This window comes from Polaribacter sp. L3A8, from assembly GCF_009796785.1.
In the GTDB taxonomy this organism is placed as follows: domain Bacteria; phylum Bacteroidota; class Bacteroidia; order Flavobacteriales; family Flavobacteriaceae; genus Polaribacter.
Genome location: NZ_CP047026.1, coordinates 3,264,346 through 3,281,371, shown reverse-complemented (window position 1 = coordinate 3,281,371; position 17,026 = coordinate 3,264,346). Strand labels below are relative to the sequence as shown.

12 protein-coding genes are annotated in these 17,026 nt (G+C 30.5%); 3 read left to right on the top strand and 9 right to left on the bottom strand.

The features are described from left to right. Positions 1-2: 2 nt before the first annotated feature. Genes GQR92_RS13415 through rnpA form a run of 4 tightly spaced genes read right to left on the bottom strand, consistent with a single transcriptional unit; the run spans position 3 to position 4,794 of the window. The gene (locus GQR92_RS13415) at positions 3-1,040 is read right to left on the bottom strand and encodes a hypothetical protein (RefSeq protein ID WP_158840367.1); all 1,038 of its coding nucleotides are present in this window, start codon (positions 1,038-1,040) and stop codon (positions 3-5) included. 36 nt (positions 1,041-1,076) lie between these two features. Further along, complete coding sequence (locus GQR92_RS13410; RefSeq protein ID WP_158840365.1) at positions 1,077-2,756, bottom strand: DUF6909 family protein; 1,680 nt, start codon at positions 2,754-2,756, stop codon at positions 1,077-1,079. Between the two features lie 27 nt (positions 2,757-2,783). Continuing rightward, a complete protein-coding gene (locus GQR92_RS13405) occupies positions 2,784-4,415 on the bottom strand; it encodes a S41 family peptidase (protein WP_158840363.1) in 1,632 nt (543 codons plus the stop codon). Next, on the bottom strand, positions 4,402-4,794 hold the full coding sequence (gene rnpA / locus GQR92_RS13400; RefSeq protein WP_158840361.1) for a ribonuclease P protein component: 393 nt from the start codon (positions 4,792-4,794) through the stop codon (positions 4,402-4,404). Before rnpA ends, GQR92_RS13405 begins: the two co-directional genes overlap by 14 nt. Before the next feature lie 173 nt (positions 4,795-4,967). On the opposite strand from rnpA, the gene GQR92_RS13395 reads away from it, so the two are divergent. From GQR92_RS13395 to GQR92_RS13385, 3 genes are all read left to right on the top strand, one after another. After that, positions 4,968-6,146 carry an acyl-CoA dehydrogenase family protein gene (locus tag GQR92_RS13395; RefSeq protein WP_158840359.1) on the top strand — a complete coding sequence of 393 codons (1,179 nt, stop codon included), beginning with the start codon at positions 4,968-4,970 and terminating at the stop codon, positions 6,144-6,146. Positions 6,147-6,727: 581 nt separating this feature from the next. Next, a complete protein-coding gene (locus tag GQR92_RS13390; RefSeq protein ID WP_158840357.1) occupies positions 6,728-9,469 on the top strand; it encodes an outer membrane beta-barrel protein in 2,742 nt (913 codons plus the stop codon). A 138-nt stretch (positions 9,470-9,607) separates the two neighbouring features. After that, positions 9,608-10,501 (top strand): YihY/virulence factor BrkB family protein, encoded by an 894-nt coding sequence (locus tag GQR92_RS13385; protein WP_158840355.1) that lies wholly within the window; start codon positions 9,608-9,610, stop codon positions 10,499-10,501. A 21-nt stretch (positions 10,502-10,522) separates the two neighbouring features. Here the strand turns inward: GQR92_RS13385 and GQR92_RS13380 are convergent, their stop codons facing one another. From GQR92_RS13380 to GQR92_RS13360, 5 genes are all read right to left on the bottom strand, one after another. Beyond that, a complete protein-coding gene (locus GQR92_RS13380; protein WP_158840353.1) occupies positions 10,523-10,708 on the bottom strand; it encodes a YgaP family membrane protein in 186 nt (61 codons plus the stop codon). A gap of 19 nt (positions 10,709-10,727) precedes the next feature. Further along, the gene (locus GQR92_RS13375; protein WP_158840351.1) at positions 10,728-11,033 is read right to left on the bottom strand and encodes a hypothetical protein; all 306 of its coding nucleotides are present in this window, start codon (positions 11,031-11,033) and stop codon (positions 10,728-10,730) included. 95 nt (positions 11,034-11,128) lie between these two features. After that, a complete protein-coding gene (locus GQR92_RS13370) occupies positions 11,129-14,323 on the bottom strand; it encodes an efflux RND transporter permease subunit (RefSeq protein WP_158840349.1) in 3,195 nt (1,064 codons plus the stop codon). 231 nt (positions 14,324-14,554) lie between these two features. Then, entirely contained in the window at positions 14,555-15,634 is a 1,080-nt protein-coding gene (locus GQR92_RS13365; protein ID WP_158840347.1) for an efflux RND transporter periplasmic adaptor subunit, read from the bottom strand. 77 nt (positions 15,635-15,711) lie between these two features. Continuing rightward, complete coding sequence (locus GQR92_RS13360) at positions 15,712-17,022, bottom strand: TolC family protein (RefSeq protein WP_158840345.1); 1,311 nt, start codon at positions 17,020-17,022, stop codon at positions 15,712-15,714. Positions 17,023-17,026 lie beyond the last annotated feature (4 nt).

Sequence of the window (17,026 nt, the reverse complement as noted above, 5' to 3'; positions counted from 1 at the left end):
CCTTATTTTTTATAATTATTTAAATAAACATTTAGTTGTTTTATTAATAAAAATAAAATCATAAAAACGGCTCCTAAAGCTCCTAATAAAAAGACGTAATTTTTAGTTACACCTTTTATTTTATAACCTATTGGCTGAAAATTTGAAACAATATTTATAATTTCGTATTTCTCTGACCTATCTTTAACAACATCTTTTAATTCTGAATTAATTTTTCTGTTAGTTTCAAACAGTTCGAGTTCCTTGGTACTTCGTTTCTCTCCACCTAGATCAATATTTGTACCGCTTGTTTGTTTTTTTGCTTCCTCAATCATCACCTGCATATAAACTCTTCTTAAAGAATCTACTTGCCCTAAATTCTGGCGTAATAAAGAATCTGTTCTATTTAAATTTTCATTAGTTAATGATTTTAACCTATCAAAATATTTATTACTAACAACAGAAGAAATAATTACATCATCTAAACTAGCAAACACATTATTTTTTGCAGCAAGTACACGAATTTGATGCACCTTATAATCGTATTCTGAAAACGATAGTTTAAAATCTTCATAATCATAACTCTTTACCGTTGTAGTATCTACAGATGTAATAAAATCATTATATGAATCTATAATATCATTCTCTGTTTTTATAGGTTCTATTGTAAACTTCTTTAAAGAAGCTGCTGTTTCTTTATCTAAATGAAACGTTTTTATTAAACTAGCAGTATCTTTTTGTTTTGCTAAATCATTATAGTAATCTATATTACTATATAATTGTCTAGCACTTTTAAAATTAGGTTTTACTAATAAGTCCGAGCTATATAAATCTTGTTTTTTAACCTCTAAAAAAACACCTATTCCTCCCCCAATTATAACTGCTATTCCAATTTTTAAAATATTTTTTTTAAAAAAGAGTAAGATTAAAATTAGTATATGAAAAATACTTTTAAAAATACTTGCAATAAAATTGAAAAACTTAGAAAATCCTTTTCCTATAATTACAAATAAAGAACCTAAATCTACTTCTTCTTCGCTATTTTTTTGACTTGTTGACATTGTTTTAATTTGGTTGTAAAATTTTATCTTAATCTATTAAAAAATTTGTTCTAATATTTTTTGAGTAATCGCATATGTTGGTGTAACTCCTGTCATACCTAAACCTCCAGATGCTAAAGTACCACCCGTTTCTAAAGGATTATCAGAGGCATAATAAGCATACCTCACCTTTACATTTTTTGCGATATTTCCTCTAATTTTTGATGCAGATTGAATTGCTTTTTGGTAATGTGCTCCTTCCATTTCTAAACCAATAACATTCCAAGTAGAGTCATGAAAAAACTCTAACAAATCTTTATTTTGTAAAGAGGTTCCTAACACTGAAATCATAGAACCATCAAAGACTTTTACTCCAAAACCTTCTAGATCTTCTTTAGATAACTCATTTTTAAAAGGATAATTGTCTGCAGTACCTTCAAAAATATGTGCAGACGGAATCATAATATCTCCTTTACCTCCTTCTAAAATACCTGCTTTACCCATTATAGAAACAGATTTTACATCTAAATGATTTTTCTTTTTCGTGTTTTTATAAGGTTTTAAAAGCTCATCCATTGTTTCATACGCTTGTTCTCCAAAAGCATAATCCATTACAATAATAACAGGGCTTTTATTAATAGAATTTACTTTATCAAACGGAGCATATTCAAAATCAATTTTATCAGTATCTATAACTTGTACATTTATATTTGTACCAGAAGTATCTTTAATATAGATTAAACCGTTTTCTGAAGCATATTCTTTAACAGCTTTTTGCAATGGCTTACTGTCTGCGTTACTTAACAATTGAAACAACTCGAAACCCTCATGTTCTTTTGCTTCATTTGGCAACGCACCTTTAGCATAAATAGAGTTTAACACACTATGCATATTTGCACTAATAATATGTATTGGTCTCTTTAAAAGTTTATTTTCTTTTAAAACTACCTTTATATTATTTGCCCAAACATCACCATAAATATGGTGCCCAATTTCTTCAATTAAAACAGAACTAAAAGTAACCTTTCTTTTCTTATTCTCTAAAACTTCATTAATTGCCAACTTACCTAACCAATAGATTAACTGAAAAAAACGATCTTGATTTTGGGCTGTTTTAAATGTTTTATGAATGTCTAATACTTCTTCAAAAGTTCTTCCTAAAATATTGCTTAAATGCGCAATAGCAACTTCTCTTTCTTGGGCAGTAATTTGTTTATTATAAATAACAATATCTTCTAAATATTTCCATTCTCTAATAAAGTCTGTTCCTTCATTTATGGTTACTCTTTTTTGAATTTTATGAGATTCAATAAACAAAAAAGTTAAGTGTGTTAGAATATCATAAATTTCAGAACGACCACGAGTAATCTCTATGTTCATTTGATCTTTATCTATTCTGTAACAGTTTCTTCTTCTTTTTGGTGGAATTATGCTTTCGAAATGAGAATCACTATATCCTTCATCTGCGGTTAAATTTATAAACTGGCATTCTTCAATTCCTTTTGGAAGTCTTTCTATAACATACACCAAACCATTTAACTCAATTCTTTCTTCTGCAATTGAACCATAAATTTCGGGTCTTAAAGAAAGTAAAGATTTACGTAACGTTTCTCCAGAAATTCCCATTGGTTTATAAAAACCTCTACTAAATAAATGACGCATAGAAATGTATAATTTTTCTATTGCGTTTGTAGACTCTTGTGCTCTAGTTCTATCTGTTTTATTTATTTTTCCCATTCTAAATTTTAGTTTTCAAAGATAAAATTATTTAGCGGATAATAGTTGCTTATATTTATCTTGGTTAAACAATAAATTAACGGCTTCTTTTATAACCAAATCGTTCTTTAAATTATGGATATAAACACCCTCTTCATAATAATATCTTTTTAATATTTCTTCTTTAATAACGCTTTTTAAAATATCTTTATTTTTAGATATTTCATCAACCTTATCTTTAAATAATTTCTCTTTAATTTGGCTATACTCTTTAGAAATATTTTTTCCTTCTGATGCCTTGTAAGCTTCTTTAAACAGTTTTTCTTGTTTTGTAACAAACGTAGTATCTACTTTTAAATAATCGGTAAAGTCTGTAAAACCTGCTTCTTTAAAGTCAAAATTAATTTCACTTTCTATTTGTGGATGATTATAATAATACTTTGTTACAAAATTAAAAACAGCCATAGAACTTAATAAATTTTCAGTTGCTGCTGTTTTTTCAGAGGTTTTAATAACTACATCTGGTAAAACACCACCTCCGTCATACACCTTTCTACCATTTGCCGTTTTAAACTCATTAATACCTGTATCTGAAAACTTAGGCACATTACCATCTTTATCTCTATTGGCATAATCTAATTCTTGAATGCATCTACCACTTGGTGTATAATATTTAGAAATTGTTAATTTTAACTGTGTACCATACGTTAGTTTTCTATAACGTTGCACTAATCCTTTTCCAAAAGAACGTTGCCCCATAATTACAGCTCTATCATAATCTTGTAAAGAACCACTTACTATTTCAGAGGCAGAAGCAGAACGACCGTTTACCAAAACCACAATAGGAATTTCTAAATCTAAAGGTTCATTTTTACTTTTATAAATGTTACTCCATTTTTTAATTTTTGCTTTTGTGGTAACAAGTGTTTTCCCTTTTGGTAAAAAAAAGTTACAAATATTTAAAGACTCAGATAATGAACCTCCAGGATTTCCTCTTAAATCGAAAACCAACTTTTTCATTCCTGCTGTTTTTAATGCTCTAAATGCTTTTTTTACTTCGGATGATGCTTTGTTATTAAAACGTGTTAAAACAATATACCCTGTTTCTTTATCAATCATTTTAGAAAACGGAACTGGGTTTAAAACCACTTTATCTCTAGTAATTTCTTTCTGAATAGTATTACCTTGCCTTTCTAATGTAACAGAAAACGTACTGTTTGGCGTTCCTTTTATCAACATAGAAAGCTGTTCTCTTTCCATATTTTTTACAGACTGCCCATCAACTGAAATAATAACATCTCCTGCTTTTAGTCCTGCTTTATCTGCAGCGTATCCTTTATAAACTTCGTTAATTTGAATTCCATTTTTTAAATAATACACCGTAACCCCAATACCTCCATACTCACCTTCTCTTCTAATTTTAGCATCTTCTACATCTTGCTCATTATAAAAATTGGTATACGGATCTAAATCCTTCAATGTATTTTTAATTGCACTATTTGTTAATTCTGCAGGATTAATTTCATCAATATAATACATATTTAATTCCTTAAATAACGTATTGTAAATTTCTATTTGCTTTGCAACTTCAAAAAATTTAGATTTAAATGAAAACGACAAAAAAAGAGTTCCGACTAAAAGAACAAGAATCGTTTTTTTTGAAAGATTAAACTTTATCATTATTTATATTTTTGGTTTCGTCTGCAAACCGAGTTAACAATTTTTCCATTTTTAAGAACATTTCATCATAGTTACATGCTTCTTTTCCAATATACGAAATCATAAAAATATACGGTTTTTCTAAATTATTGTACACAATTTCTTTTTGCAAACGATAAGATTCTCGCATTAATCGTTTCAATCGATTTCTATCTACAGCAGACTTAAAGTTTCGTTTTGGAACAGAAACACCAACCTGAGCAGGAAAATTTGATGTATGTTCTGTTTGTAAAAAAATCATTCTAAGAGGAAACGCTTTTACAGAATTTCTCTCCGTATACAACCTTTCTATTAGCTTTTTGCTTTTTAAACGTTCTTCTTTTCCTAGGGTATGCTTCATATTTACAAACTTAATAGAAATCATCTACTTTTAATAGATTTTGTATCTTTAACTTTATTAATTTTTAATTTAAAATCAATTAAAATTTAACAACAATACATATATTTGTTTAAAATAACACAATTAAACAACCCCATAAAAAAACTAATAGTATAATTTTTAGATATCAAAACATGAAACAAGATCTTTTTCAAGCTCCAGATTATTATAATTTAGATGATTTATTAACGGAAGAACACAAGTTAATACGAGATGCTGCAAGAGATTGGGTAAAACGCGATGTTTCTCCTATTATCGAAGAATATGCTCAGAAAGCAGAATTTCCTACTCAAATTATTGGAGGTTTGGCAGAAATTGGTGCTTTTGGCCCCTATATACCAGAAGAATATGGTGGAGCAGGTTTAGATCAAATTTCTTACGGATTAATTATGCAAGAAATAGAACGTGGAGATTCTGGTGTTCGTTCTACTGCTTCTGTACAATCTTCTTTAGTAATGTATCCTATTTACACTTATGGAAATGAAGCACAACGTAAAAAATATTTACCAAAATTAGCTTCTGGCAAATGGATGGGATGCTTTGGATTAACAGAACCAAATCACGGTTCTAATCCTTCGGGCATGGAAACGAAGTTTAAAGACATGGGAGATCATTATCTTTTAAATGGTGCAAAAATGTGGATTTCTAACGCTCCTTTTGCACAAGTTGCCGTTGTTTGGGCAAAAAATGAAGAAGGTAGAATTCATGGTTTATTAGTAGAACGCGGAATGGAAGGTTTTACAACACCTACAACGCATAATAAATGGTCTCTACGTGCTTCTGCAACCGGAGAACTTATTTTTGATAATGTAAAAGTGCCCAAAGAAAACTTGTTACCAAATAAATCTGGATTAGGAGCACCATTAGGTTGTTTAGATTCGGCTCGTTTCGGAATTGCTTGGGGCGCAATTGGCGCTGCTATGGATTGCTATGACACTGCATTACGCTATTGTAAGGAGCGCGAACAATTTGGCAAACCTATTGGTCAGTTTCAATTACAACAAAAAAAATTAGCTGAAATGATTACAGAAATCACCAAAGCGCAATTATTAGCTTGGAGACTCGGTACTTTAAGAAACGAAGAAAAAGCAACCTCTGCGCAAATTTCTATGGCAAAACGAAATAATGTAGACATGGCAATTACTATTGCAAGAGAAGCAAGACAAATGTTAGGCGGAATGGGAATTACTGGCGAGTATTCTATTATGCGCCACATGATGAACCTAGAAAGTGTAATTACCTACGAAGGAACGCATGATATTCATTTATTAATTACAGGCCTAGACGTAACAGGTTTAAGTGCTTTTAAATAAAAATTACACACTTTTTTTATATTTATAATAACCGCCTTAAATTAAAACGGTTTAACAGAAAAATAATATACTAAGAAGCTTTTAGCAAAATATTAGGGCATCGCTTACAGTTGATGCCCTTTTTTTTATACTTATTGCAACAGCTACTTTTTGGTTTTATGCAGTTAGAAGAACAAACACTATCACAAACAGATGCATTTAACAAAGATACTACAGGCTTACTTTCAGTATAAAAAACAATCATTACAAATAATTATGCTGCAAATATAAGCTTTTATTTAGAACAAATAAAAATAAGAAATTAAAAAATGCATTCGTCCTATATTTTTATCCAAACTACAACTTCTTTACATCAGAAGGAAAGTACTAATACTAAAAAACCTCAACTAATTTAATATAAAGACCTACTTTATAACACAGAAATAACCTTGTTCTTTTTAACATAAAAAAGCGATTAAACCCGTCAAAATCCCAAAGTTGTGTTAAAAAATAGATTATCTAATTATTTGATTAAACCTTTGCCTAGAAATTTAGTTACAGTTATTCAAACCTTACTCAAATAACCAATCAACCAAACAAAAATGAAGAAACTTCTTTTATTAACTTGCTTACTTTTAAGTTGCCTCACGTATTCGCAAACAAAATCATTTGAATTAAGAGGAAACATAAAATCCGCAGAAGACAATGAGTTCTTAGAATCTGCAACAGTACATACAGAAAGGTTAAAAGACAGTAGTATTATTGCATATACCATTACAAACTCTAAAGGGTATTTTAATGTAGGTGGTACAACTGCAGATGCTAAAGTAAAACTAGTAGTTTCTTATCTTGGTTATAAGCCTTACAGTAAAATAGTAACTGTAAAAAACCAAAGTATTGGTACCATAATATTAGAACCTGCAAACGTATTAGATGCCATTGTAATTAGATCTAGTGCTCCTATCACAATTAAAAAAGATACCGTAGAGTTTAATGTAAAATCTTTTAAAACCAAGAAAGATGCAAATGTAGAAGATTTACTTAAAAAACTACCCGGTGTAGAGGTTGATGATGAAGGTAATATTACCGTAAACGGAAAAGAGGTAAATAAAATATTGGTAAACGGAAAACCCTTTTTTGGTAACGACCCAACCATTACAACCAGAAACCTTACCAAAGATATTATTGAAAAAATACAAATTTCGGATACAAAAACAAAAGCTCAAGCATTTGCTGGTGAAGATTCTGATGGAGAAAACAAAACCATTAACTTAACTATTAAAAAAGAAAACAATAAAGGGTATTTTGGTAAAGTTGCCGCAGGTAAAGGTACCGATGGTAGATATGAATATGCAGGTATGGCAACTCGTTTTAAACAAAGCGAAAGAATTGGTCTTTTAGCAGGTGGTAACAATGTAAACTCACCTGGTTTTAGTTTTGGAAACCAAAGATTACAGTTTGGCGGTAACAACAGAAGTTTTGGTGGTGGACAAGGTATTGTTACTTCTAACAATTATGGGGTAAATTATATCAATGCTTTTGGAAATATATTTGAACTCTCTAGCGACTACTTCTATAAAAACAGTAATTCGGATAATAAAACAACCAGCGACAGAGAAACCTTTTTATCTGATGGAACAAGCTTTATCAGAAAATCGAATAACACTTCTTTTAACGAAAGTGATAGCCATGACGCAAGCGTAGATTTTGAAATTGAAATTGATAGTACTTTTAGAATTGATATTGAAACTGATTTTAATGCAGACATCAATAAAAACACCTTTATGAGTAATTCAGAAAGTTTTAATGATATTAATGATCTTACCAACGACTCTAACTCTAATTCTATTGCAGATTCTAACATTAAAAAAATTGATAACGAAATAAATCTAACCAAGTTATTTGGTGATAACGGCGCCTTTTTAAAAGTAGAACTAACGGTAAATGTTAAAAAAACGGAAACTGAAGATTTGGTAAAATCAGAAACAAATATTTATGGTACCAATCCAGATCAAATTATTAGAGACCAATTTTCAGACGGAATTACAGACATCGTAGAAACAGGTAGTGAGGTTGTATATCGTTTTCCATTAGTATCTAAACTTTTATTTTTTGATGTAGGTTATGAATATTCAAACACAAAAACGAAAAGAAAAAGAAGTACTTTTAATTTTGATCAAAATACAAGTGACTACACAGCCTTTAGTAATTTATTAAGTACAGATTTTGAGTATTTAGACAACGTAAAAAAACCGAGTGCAAAACTAGAGTTTAGAAATGATAAATGGTCTACATCTGCAAAAGTATCTTATGTAAATAGAACCCTAGAAAACAAAGATTTCTTAAGACCAGAAACCAATTTAACGAGAGATTTTAATAATTTAGAATACGGAGTAAACCTTAGGTATCGAAAAGATAGAACAAGTAGTTATAGATTAAGATATAATTTTAGAAACGGTACACCTTCATTATCTCAACTACAACCCTTTAGAGATGAATCTAACCCATTAAATATTGTAACAGGTAATCCAGAATTAGCCCCAACAAAAACACACAGTTTGCGTTTTGGAATATCTAATTTTAATTGGAAAGAAAGAACTGGTTTTTGGGCTTTTGGTAACCTTTCTTTTACAAATGATAGAGTGGTTGCAAATACCATAATAGACACAAATACACTTATTAGAGAAACTTCTTACGCAAATGTAGATGGCTTTTATAACATGCAAGCAGGCGGAAGTTATAGTGTTACCAAAAAATGGGAAGATTTTGGTAGTTTAAAAACTGAATTTAAAGTATTTGGTAACCATAATAAAAATATAAATTTTAACAATGGTGTACAATACTCGAGTAAAACAACTAGCATTTCACCAAGAATTGGTTTTGATTTTATGTGGGACGATATCTTACAAATTAGACCTTCATATTCTATTTCTGTAAACAAAAACACCTACGACATAGAACGATTTAGCGATAAAAATTTTACCAGTCACGATGTGTTAATAAGTACAGCTACATTTTTACCAAAAAAAATAGAATGGAGAAATGATGTAAAATTTAACTACAACCCAAATATTGCAGATGGTTTTCAAAAAAGTGCTTGGTTCTGGAATACTACTTTAAGATATTCAATCTTAAAAGACCAAGGAGCATTGGGTATAAAGGTGTATGACATCTTAAATCAAAACACAAATGCAAGAAGAGTTGCTACAGAAGATTACATTCAAGATTCTTCTAGTACAGTACTAAAACAATATGCAATGTTAACTTTTACGTGGAAATTTAATAGTTTAGGAGGCGAAGGTAAAAAATTTGAGCCTAGAAATAGAAGAAGACATAGAGGATAAATTCTAAATTATATAAACTAAAAAGTAGAATTTAATACTTCTTTTACAACTTAAAAAATTAGCAGCATATATTACACTAAAAACACACATTGAAAAATAAATATGTAAATTCTTTTTCAATGTGTATTTTTGCTTTGTATGACAAAGCAAAAAGATAAAATTAAATTCAAACTAAAACATTTGCCCGAATTATTAATAACAAGTGCAAAATCTTGGTTTAATGATGACCCTTTTAATAAAGCTGCAATTATTGCTTATTATGCAATACTCTCTTTACCTGCGCTTATAATAATCATTTTTAACCTAGTTGGCTCTATTTGGGGAAAAGAAATTGTAGAAGGACAAATTTTAAACGAAATATCGAACGCTATTGGTACAGAAACAGCAAATACAATAAAAGGAATGATGGTTAATGATGGAGATAAAAAAACTTCATTTTTTACAACAATAATTGGAATTGCAACTTTAATATACGGTTCTACAGGTGTATTTTTTCAAATACAAAATATTTTAGATTCCATTTGGAATGCTAAACCTAGGTTTAAAAATGGTGTTTTAGAAACTATTTTTGTAAGATTAAAAAGTTTTGGTTTTATCCTTATTATTGTGTTCTTACTATTAATAAGCCTCGTCTTAACTTCACTACTAAGTACTTTTGGAGAAAATTTAAAAAATATTATTTCTAGTGATTTAGTGAATTCTATTTTTACGTTGGATATTTTTATTTCTTTAGCTTCTATTTATTTTGTTTTTGCAGCTATGTTTAAAATTTTACCAAATGCAAATGTACCATGGAGAGCTGTTAGAATTGGTGCTTTATTAACATCTATTCTTTTTGTTGTTGGTAAATATTTACTTGCAATTTATTTTAGCGAACTAGAACCAGGTTCTACTTATGGTGCTGCGGGCTCAATAATTTTAATAATGTTATGGGTTTCTTACACAAGCTTAATTCTCTTTTATGGAGCACATTTTACAAGAACTTATTCTATAAAATATCTTTTAAAACAACCAGAAAAAATTATCGAATAAGTATCAATTTTAGATGAGCTCTTATTTTTTAACTCCTAATTTCACTAAAATGGTTTCTAACAAACACCATTTTGTAAATGCAGACTGAATTAAATTCACCCCTATAAAAACGGTAAACCACATCCAGTTTTGGCTTACGTAAACCGAAAGCACCACACTTAATAAAACCATTACTCCTACAATTACTCTAAAATATTTGTTTAACATTTTTTATCTTTTTTTTAAATTATATAAATCTTTCTACAGGAAGCACAATGGCTCTTATAGGGTTATTAGTTTCTAAATTGTTATTAAACTCTTTTATAATCGTAAAAAGACCATCAATTTTATCTGTTTTAGTAAATGAAAAGAACATAATCGATCCATTACCATTTTTCTCTCCAGAAAACCAATTAGAAGCTTTTAATAATGAAGGAGTATTTTTATGCCCATCAATATCAGAACTACTAAAATTTTCAATATTTGCTTTTTTAAAGATGTTTAAAATATCTTTCTGAAACTCTTCTACTGCTGTAACTATTACTAATTTCATTTTTTTTTGTTTTTCCCCGCTGATTTCGCTGATAATCGCAGATTAATACTATTTCTATCTGCGAAAATCCGTGTAATCCGCGGGCTACTAATTTTTTATTTATAATTTTTCTTCTCTATCATATAGTAAACTAAAGGCACAACCAATAACGTTAATACTGTAGAAACAATAGTTCCTCCCATTAATGATATGGCTAGTCCTTGAAAGATAGGATCAAACAAAATAACAAATGCTCCTATAACTACGGTTCCGGCAGTTAATAAAATTGGTGTTGTTCTTACTGCTCCTGCCTCAATACAAGCTTGTTTTAAAGGAATGCCTTCATCTGTTCTTAAGTTGATAAAATCTATCAATAAAACAGAATTCCGAACCATAATTCCTGCCAGTGCAATCATTCCAATAAAAGAAGTTGCTGTAAAAAATGCGCCCATAATCCAGTGTCCTAAAACAATTCCTATTAATGATAACGGTATGGCAACCATCATTACAATGGGTGCTTTAAAGTTTTGAAACCATCCAACAATTAAAATATAAATTAAAATAATAGCACCTAAAAAGGCGATTCCTAAATCTCTAAAAACCTCTAAAGTAATTTGCCATTCTCCATCCCATTTCACGGTATAATTATCTTCAAATTCTGGCTGCCCCAAATACATTTCATCCAATTTATATCCTTCAGGAAGTGTTATCTTATTTAATTTTTCTTCCATTCCTAAAATTGCGTATGCCGGACTCTCTAATTCTCCTGCCATATCTGCCACTACATAAACTACACGCTTTTGGTTTTTTCTGTAAATACTTTTTGCAGCAATGTTTTCTTTAATCTCTACCAAATCTGCAATAGGCACTAAATTACCTTGTTTAGATTTTACTTTTAATTGAGAAATATCAGAAATGGTAGATTTCTCTTTTTCATCTAAAGCTAATACCAACCCAACTTGACTCACCGCATCTTCATCATACAAAGTAGTAATAGCACGGTTAGACAAAGCCATATTCATGGTATAAGCAATTTGTTGTGGTGCAACACCATACAACATGGCTTTTTCTTTATTAATATTAAATTGATATTCTGTTTGATCATCTTCTACCATCCAATCAATATCAACAACATCTTCTGTATTCTTTAAAATATTCTGAACGCTATTTGCTATCTTAATCTGCTCATTATAATCAGGTCCATAAACCTCAGCAACAATAGTAGATAAAACTGGTGGTCCTGGTGGTACCTCTACTAACTTTACATTTGCATTGTATTTCTTTGCTATTTTCTGAATTTCGGGTCTTAATAACTTTGCAATTCCGTGACTCTGAATAGTTCTTTCTTCCTTATCTATTAAATTTACCTGAATATCAGCCATATTAGAACCTCCACGTAAATCGTAATGACGTACCAAACCATTAAAAGTAATCGGTGCAGAAGTACCTATATAATTCTGATAATTAACCACTTCTGGTCTAGTTGCTAAATACTGTGCAATTTCTTGAGTTACAACACCTGTACGTTCTAAAGTAGTGCCTTCTGGCATATCAATTACTACCTGAAACTCATTTTTGTTATCAAAAGGCAACATTTTTACGGCAACCGATTTTGTAAAAAACAACACCATTGTTGCCATCAATAAAACAAATGTTCCGCCTAAAAACAACCAACGTTTCTTTCCGTTTTCTAACAACGGTCTTTCAAATTTGTTATAAATTTTATAAATAAAGGTTTCTTCTAAAGGTTTTTCTGGTTTTTCTTCAACGTCTTTTTTATCTTTCTCTTTTAAGAAAATATATCCTAAATAAGGCGTAATTGTTAAAGCTACAAATAATGATAAAATCATTGCTATTGATGCTCCAATTGGCATTGGCGCCATATAAGGCCCCATTAAACCAGACACAAAAGCCATTGGTAAAACAGAAGCAATTACTGTAAATGTTGCTAAAATTGTTGGGTTACCTACTTCGTTAATTGCATACAAAGCAGCTTGTTTAAAAGGCAGTCGTTTCATTTTAAAATGCCTGTGCATATTTTCTGCAATAATAATCGAGTCATCTACCACAATACCAGTAACAAAAACCAACGCAAACAACGTAATTCTGTTTAGCGTATAATCCATCATGTAATAACTTAACAACGTTAATGCAAACGTAATGGGCACAGATAAAAACACTACTAAACCACCACGCCAGCCCATTGCCAACATAACAACCAAAGTAACTGCAAAGATAGAACCAATCAAATGCCACAACAGTTCAGACACTTTATGAGAAGCGGTTTCTCCGTAATTTCTAGTAATTTCTACATGTACATCATCCGGAATTAAAGTGGTACGTAAATGATTTACTTTTGTTAAAATAACCTCAGCAATTTTCATAGCATCAGCTCCTTTTCTTTTAGCAACAGAAATAGTTACTGCCGGATATTCAGATTTATAAGTATTGGCTTTTTCACTCGCTTTTCCAAAACCTAAAGACACATAATTCTGTGGAATTTCTGGTCCATCAACAATACTTGCAATTTGTTTTAAATAAATTGGTCTATTTTGCTGTACACCAACCACTAAGTTTTCTACATCTTTTGCAGAAGCTAAAAACTTACCCGTTTTTACTAAAAATTCTGAATCACTTTTATCAAAACTTCCTGCACTTAATTGTGTGTTATTGGCTTTTATCATTTCAGAAACCGATAAAAAATCCAATCCGCTTGCAGCCAACTTATCTTTATCTAAAACCACACGTAACTGACGGTTTCTTCCTCCTATTTTATCGGTAATAGAAACATCATTTACCTTTTTAATTTCACTTTCTAACTCTTGCGCCATTTGGCTTAACTGATAATCGCTGTAGTTTTCACTCCACAACGTTAACCCCAACATTGGCACATCATCAATAGCACGCGTTTTAACCAACGGAAACGTAACACCAGCAGGCATTTGATCCATGTGCTTGTTAATTTCATTGTATAACTTTACAAAAGAACGCTCAATATCTTCGCCCACATAAAACTGCACAATTACCATTGCTTTCTCGTTCATAGACGTAGAATACACATACTCTACACCTTTAATATTCGAGATTAATTTTTCTAAAGGTTTTACCACGCGCGATTCTACTTCTGTAGGACTCGCACCTGGATATCCCACAAAAATATCTGCCATAGGCACATCAATTTGCGGCTCTTCTTCTCTCGGAATCAAAAAAGAAGCGTACACACCAACCACCATAAAAACGATCATTAGCAACACGGTTAATTTTGATCCAATAAAGACTTTTGCAATTTTCCCTGCTAAACCTTCTTTCATTTCTTTCTATTTTTTGGGCATTTTAACAGGCTATCCGTTACAATCTTTTTTCTTGTGCTTAATTAATTTCAGCATCTTTAAATTTAAGCTAAATGCTTTTTTAAAAGAGATACTGAAACAAGTTCAGTATAAAAAAAAAGGATTTTCACTTCTATCCTTAACGCGATAATTCTTGATTACTATTTTATCTTACTGATAACTACAACTGCCAACTGATGACTGAAAACTGTTTTACTGAACACTTATTTTAGCTCCGTTAAATAACTTTCCATCAGCAGAAACAATGTAAGATTCATCGGCATTTAAGCCAGATAAAACCTCTACTTTATCACCAAAAGTTCTTCCTAAACGCAACCAACGTAACATAGCTGTATTAGTTTCACTTACCGTATAAATACCAGATAATTGTCCGTTTTCTATAATTGCTTGTGTAGGAATTAAAACCAATTCCGATTTTACTTTTCTTTCTACCGGAAACTGTACCGTAGCAAACATGCCAGATAAAATAGGTACCGCAGTTTTCTCTAAATTTATTTTCACTAAATATTGTCCGCCTGTATTTTTAGCAGAAATACTTACTTCCGTAACGTTACCTGTTAATATTTTATCCATAGATTTCACCAAAATATTTACAGTTGTTCCTTTTTTAATTTGTGAGATCTCTGTTTCAGGAACCATCGCAATTACTTCAAACTCATCAGGAGCTTCTAAACTAATTAAAGGCATACCTGGGTTTGCCATATCTCCTGTTTCTATATTTTTACTAGTAACAACACCACTAAAAGGAGCTGTAATATTAGAATATGCAAACTGAGCGTTAATTTCGTTTTTCATTTGGTTGGCAGCTTCTAAACCTGCTTTTGCCATTTGATAATTAGCTGTCATGTCATCCATTTCTTTCTGAGTAACACTCTTACTTTCATATAAATTTTTAAAACGTTTGTAATTTTTTTCAGCATTCTTAAAAGTAGTTTTAGCTTGTGTAATGCCAGCATTTACTTGCCCTTTTTTAGCTTGTAAATCCGTGTTATTAATCGAAACTAATAATTGACCTTTTCTAACTTTATCGCCCACATTTACGTGTACTTTTTTAACGTACCCCATCATTCTTGTGCTTAAATCTGCACTGTTAGATGCTTGAATTTTTCCACTTGCAGACAAAAACGGACTGTTATTATTTATAGCAACTTTGCTTACTGTAACTTTAATTGCAGGTGCGGTGTCTATTGCCCCTTTTTTTTCTTCACTTCCACAACTCGTCATTATTAATGATGCTGTAAATAATGCTATTATGTGTATGTATTTTTTCATTTGTATTGGTTTTATATTAGGTCTCGACTGCGCTCGACTAGACAAGGAGATGTCTCCTTTAGCGCAGTCGAAAGGTTTTATTTCTTTGTTAGAAAATTTAAATAAGACTGTGTAAAATTATATTGGTAAATTGTTTGATAATATTCTAGTTGCTTTTGTGCAAATTGAGTTTCTGCCAATAATAAATCAGACGTTTTTTCTAAGCCTTCTTTAAATCTATTTTTTCTTATTCTTAAAGATTCTTTAGATTGTTTAACAGCTAAATCCGTTAACTCTAATCTGTTTTTTGCATCAACCAATTGGCGCTTTACTTTATTCAATTCTAAATTACTTTTAGATACATATTGATTGTATTCTAACTTAGATTTTTCAAATTCGGCTTTACTTTTCTGTGCTTTTCCAAAACGTTTAGAACCCTGAAAAATATCCCAACTTAGTTGAGCACCAATTAAATATCCGTTAGCATCACCCTGAAAAACTTTATTGTCATACATTTCATAACTTCCAAAGGCATTTAAACGAGGTAGAAAAGCCATTTTATCTGCTTTATTCATTGCTTCGTATGCTTTAGAAGCCAAATGCATCGCTTTTATATCTGCTCTATTTTCAGAAATTGTTTTGTTATCAACATTAAAACTAGCAACAACTAAACTTTCTGTTGGCTGATATAAAACATCGCTTTCATCATTCATTAAAAATGATAGATAATTAGAGGCATTTTGCACATTACTTTTTGCCATTTGCAATTGATTTTTAACTTCTGTAACTCTTATTTCTACATTTAAAACATCAGCTCGCTGTAAAACCCCTTGTTTAAAACTATTATCTGCCATTTCTTTATTAGCATTTGCAGCCTCTAAGGCTTTTTTTAAAACAGCAACACCTTTATAAGCCAATTGCAATTGCATGTAGGCTTTTTCAACTTCAAAAACCAAATAATCTTGTGTACGTTCTGTTTTTAAAGACATTGCTGCCATTTTAGATTTTGCAGCTTTTCTTTGATAGAAACCATCTAAATTAATTAATGGTTGCTGAATTTCTACTTTCGTTGCAAAATTTCTAGTTGTTGTTGGGTCATTTAATAGTGTAGGATTAAAATCATTTTGAGTTAATATTTCCTGATTTAATTTAGAACCAAAAGACATTAATGGATTTGTTGTTGAAATCCCGGTATGACTTGCAGTTATGTTTGGTAAAAACACCGCATTTGTTTGCTTATAATCTCCCTTTGCAGCATTAAATGCTTCTTCAGAAATTTTAATTGTTGTATTTTTTTCTGCAACAATAGCTAAGACTTCTGCTTTTGAAATTGGTTTTATTTCTTGTGCTTGCATAAACAATGTATTTGCAAACAAAGAAAGTAGGGTTAAGTATAGTGTATTTTTCATGTAT